This is a genomic window from Azospirillum sp. TSH64, assembly GCF_003116035.1.
Taxonomy (GTDB): Bacteria; Pseudomonadota; Alphaproteobacteria; order Azospirillales; family Azospirillaceae; genus Azospirillum.
This window is the reverse complement of sequence record NZ_LGQW01000008.1, coordinates 1-4,285: the sequence shown is the minus strand read 5'-3', so window position 1 is coordinate 4,285 and position 4,285 is coordinate 1. Positions and strand designations below refer to the sequence as shown.

The following is a 4,285-nucleotide window of genomic DNA, read 5'->3' as shown; positions in this document are numbered from 1 at the left end:
AACGACATCGGTGCCCACGCCACCGGTCAGGGTCTCCAGACCCGAAACCAGCAGGCTGTTGCCGGCCGTGCTCAGCGTGACGACGTCGGAGGCCGTGCCACCGATCAGCGTCTCGATGCCGCCGACGGTCAGCGTGTTGGCGGTGTTGCCCAGCGTGACGACGTCGGTGCCGACACCGCCGGTCAGCACGTCGATGCCGCGCAGCAGGACCGTGTTGCCAGCCGTGCCCAGCGTGACGACGTCGGAAGCCGTGTCGCCGACCAGAACCTCAACGCCCGAAACCAGGACGGTGTTGCCCGTGGTGCCGAGATAGACGAGGTCGCTACCGGCGCCGCCGGTGATCGTCTCCAGCAGGTTGGTCAGGACGGTGTTGCCGGCCGAACCCAGGGTAACGACGTCGGTGCCGGAACCGCCGGTCAGCGTCTCGACCAGGGTGACCAGCAGAGTGTTGCCCGCGGTGCCCAGCGTGACGACGTCGGTGGACGAGCCGCCCGTGAGGGTCTCGATACCGCCGACGGTCAGCGTGTTCGCCGTATCGCCCAGGGTGACGACGTCGGTGCCGACACCGCCGGTCAGCACTTCGATGCCGCGCAGCAGAACCGTATTACCGGCCGTACCCAGCGTGACAATGTCGGAAGCCGTGCCGCCGACCAGGATCTCGAGGCCAGAGACCAGGACGGTGCTGCCGGCCGAGCCCAGGGTCACGACATCGGTGCCGACACCGCCGGTCAGGGTCTCAAGGACATTGACCAGCAGGGTGCTGCCAGCCGTGCCCAGCGTGACAACGTCGGTGCCGACGCCGCCGGTCAGCGTGTCGATCAGGTTCACCAGCAGGGTGTTGCCAGCCGTGCCCAGCGTGACGACGTCGAGGGCGGTCGTGCCGGTCAGGGTCTCAAGGCCGCCGACCGTGACGGTGTTGCCGCCGGTGCCCAGCGTGACAACGTCGGTGCCAACGCCGCCGGTGATCGTGTCGATCGCGTTGACCAGCAGGGTGTTGCCGGCCGTGCCCAGCGTGACGACGTCGAGGGCGGTCGTGCCGGTCAGGGTCTCGATCACGCCGACCGTAACGGTGCTGCCGCCGGCCACCAGGGTAATGATGTCGGTGCCGACACCGCCGGTGAGCGCCTCGATGCCGCTGACCAGCAGGGTGCTGCCAGCCGTGCCCAGCGTGACAACGTCGGTGCCGACGCCGCCGGTGATCGTCTCAAGCAGGTTCACCAGCAGGGTGTTGCCAGCCGTGCCCAGCGTGACGACGTCGGTGCCGGCGCCGCCGGTCAGGGTCTCAAGGCCGCCGACCAGAACCGTGTTGCCAGTCGTGCCCAGCGTGACCACGTCGGTGCCGACGCCGCCGGTCAGCGTGTCGATCGCGTTGACCAGCAGGGTGTTGCCGGCCGTGCCCAGCGTGACGACGTCGAGGGAGGTCGTGCCGGTCAGGGTCTCGACCAGGCTGACGGTGACGGTGTTGCCGCCGGTGCCCAGCGTGACCACGTCGGTGCCGGCGCCGCCGGTCAGCGTGTCGATCGCGTTGACCAGCAGGGTGTTGCCAGCCGTGCCCAGCGTGACGATGTCGAGGGCGACCGTGCCGGTCAGCGTCTCGATCACGCCGACCGTGATGGTGCTGCCGCCGGCCGCCAGGTTGATGACGTCGGTGGCGCTGCCGCCGGTGATCGCCTCAATGCCGCTGACCAGCAGGGTGTTGCCAAGGTTGCCCAGCGTGATCACGTCGGTGCCGACGCCGCCAGCCAGGGTCTCGACCGCCGTGACCGCGAGGGTGTTGCCAGCCGTGCCCAGCGTGACCACGTCGGTGGCCGACGAACCGAACAGCGTCTCGATGCCGCCGGCCAGAACCGTGTTGCCGGCCGTGCCCAGCGTGACGATGTCGGTGCCAACACCGCCGGTGATCGTCTCAAGCAGGCTCACCAGCAGGGTGTTGCCGGCCGTTCCCAGCGTGACGATGTCGGTGCCGGCACCGCCGGTCAGGGTCTCCAGCGCGGAAACCAGGATGGTGCTGCCGGACGTGCCCAGCGTAACGACGTCGGTCCCAACACCGCCGGTGATCGTCTCAAGCAGGTTCACCAGCATGGTGGAGCCGGACGTGCCAATCGTGACCACGTCGGTGGTGGTGCTACCGACCAGGGTTTCCAACAGCGAAACCTGGAGGGTGGAACCGGAAGTCAAGGTGATGAAATCGGTGCCGGTGCTGCCGATCAGGGTCTCAAGCGTCGAAATCGACACCGTGTTACCGGCGGTTCCGAGCGTGATGACATCGGTGCCAACGTTACCGATAATCGTAGAGAACTGCCCCAATGTTAGGGTTGAACCCGTAGTTACTCCTACGGTGTAGGTTCCAGCCATTAGTAATCCCCTTCAGGTTTGGCTCGCCGGCGGATGAACCATTCTAAGGTGTGCGCCACACTGGATGCAGGCAGACAGACTCAGTCCTAGCGCGACCTAACACACCGTGCCCTTGTTATCCGAAGGACTGCGCCTATGGCAATCCGTTTCTACCGAAGTGGGTAGACCGAACTGGCCGGTCTTGTGACACTCTGTGAAGCCGTTATCCTGAACGGCGGAGTGCTGTTCCCCCAAGTCTTTGCAATGCCTTGCGAAATGCCCGGTATGGCGAAATCGCCACAGCACGCACGAAGTTGGTGGTACCCACAGTCCCAAGGGCTTCCAGGCGGGAACGTGACCCCGGGCAGGAGGAAGCCGTTCTCGAATCGAGTGTAGAGCGACGAAGACTTGCGTGACTTTCACAACTTCGCCGCCGATCTGCCGCCAAGCTCTGGCTTCGACGATGACGGCCACGTTGTTACAAGTTGATAACACGGCCTGTATTTCGTTTGCCGCGGCAGCGAGGATGAGCTTGGAGAATTCGGGAACACCCGTTATTCCCTTGCGGCAACAGGCGCCGCCGGACAGCCGCCACACGAAGACACCAAAGGGCCAGGGACGACCGATCGAGCATGGCGACCATTCAGGACGCGCTCGCCGCAGCAGTGCGGCATCATCAGAGCGGCAATCTGGCCGCGGCAGCGCGGCTCTACCGCCGTATCCTGGAGATCACGCCCGAGCAGTCCGACGCGCTGCATCTGCTGGGGCTGGTCGCCCGCCGCGCCGGACAGGGGGGAGCCGCACTCCGCCTGATGATCCGTGCCCTGCGGATCGATCCCGCCATAGCGGAAGCGCGTCTGAATCTGGGCAACCTGCTGCGCGACCAGGGCCATGCAGCCGGGGCGGAGGCGGCTTACCGCAACGCCGTCGCACTGCGCCCCGACTTCGCCGCCGCCTATGAGAATGTGGGCGGCCTGCTGCGCGGGCTGTCGCGCCCTGCCGATGCCCGGGACGCCTATCGCCGGGCGATCCGCCTTTCCCCCGCCGGGTCGGAGGGCCATGCGGGGCTGGGCAATGTCCTGCAGGAGGGCGACGACCTGCAGGATGCCGTCGCCTCCTATGCCCGCGCCATCGCCATCGACCCCACCAATATGGCCGTCTGCAACAACCTGGGCATCGCGCTGCGCTCCTTGGACAAGACGGGGGCTGGGGCGGAGGCGGCCACGGCGTGGCATCGCCGCGCCGTGGCGCTCAATCCCTATTTCGCCGCCGGCTACAGCAGCCTCGGCCTGGCCTTGCAGGAATTGGGACGGTTGGAGGACGCGGCGCACGCCCATGCCCGCGCCGTCGCCGTCGATCCGGGCTTCGCCGGCGGCTATGCCAACCACGGCAACGCCCGGCTGAACCAGAACCGGCTGATCGAGGCGGTCACCGGCTTCCGCCGCGCCGTCGCCATCGACCCCGCCGGTCCGGATGCCCGCCGCAACCTGGGCATGGCCCTGCTGGTGGGCGGCCGTTTCGAGGAGGGCTGGCGCGAGTATGAATGGCGGCTGCGCTGCAAGGATGCGCCCGCCCAGGCCGCCATGCCCAAGCCGCGCTGGACGGGGGAACCGCCGGATGGCCGCCGCATCCTGCTGCACGGCGAGCAGGGGCTGGGCGACAGTCTGCAATTCTGCCGCTACGTTCCCCTTGTGGCGGCGCGCGGCGGCCGGGTGATCCTGGGGGTGCCGGCGCCGCTGAAACGGGTGCTGGCCGGCCTGCCCTGCGTGGAACGGGTCGTCAGCGGCCAGCTCGGCACCGACGACTTCGACCTGCACCTGCCGATGCTGAGCCTGGGCGAGGTGTTCGGCACCCAGATGGACACCATCCCGCACCGCGTTCCCTACCTGTCGGCGGAGCCCGATCTGGTTGCGCGCTGGGGCGAGCGGCTGAAGGGGTTGGCAAGGGACGG

At 67.6% G+C, this 4,285-nt stretch carries 2 protein-coding genes; one reads left to right on the top strand and one right to left on the bottom strand.

Annotated elements, in window-relative coordinates; genetic code table 11:
- Nucleotides 1-2,235 (bottom strand): calcium-binding protein (locus tag TSH64_RS01475; RefSeq protein ID WP_146207973.1); only part of this gene is annotated, 2,235 nt, incomplete at its 3' end.
- 731 nt (nucleotides 2,236-2,966) lie between these two features.
- Here TSH64_RS01475 and TSH64_RS01470 point away from each other — a divergent pair.
- A partial coding sequence (locus tag TSH64_RS01470; RefSeq protein ID WP_247872695.1) for a tetratricopeptide repeat protein occupies nucleotides 2,967-4,285 on the top strand: 1,319 nt, incomplete at its 3' end.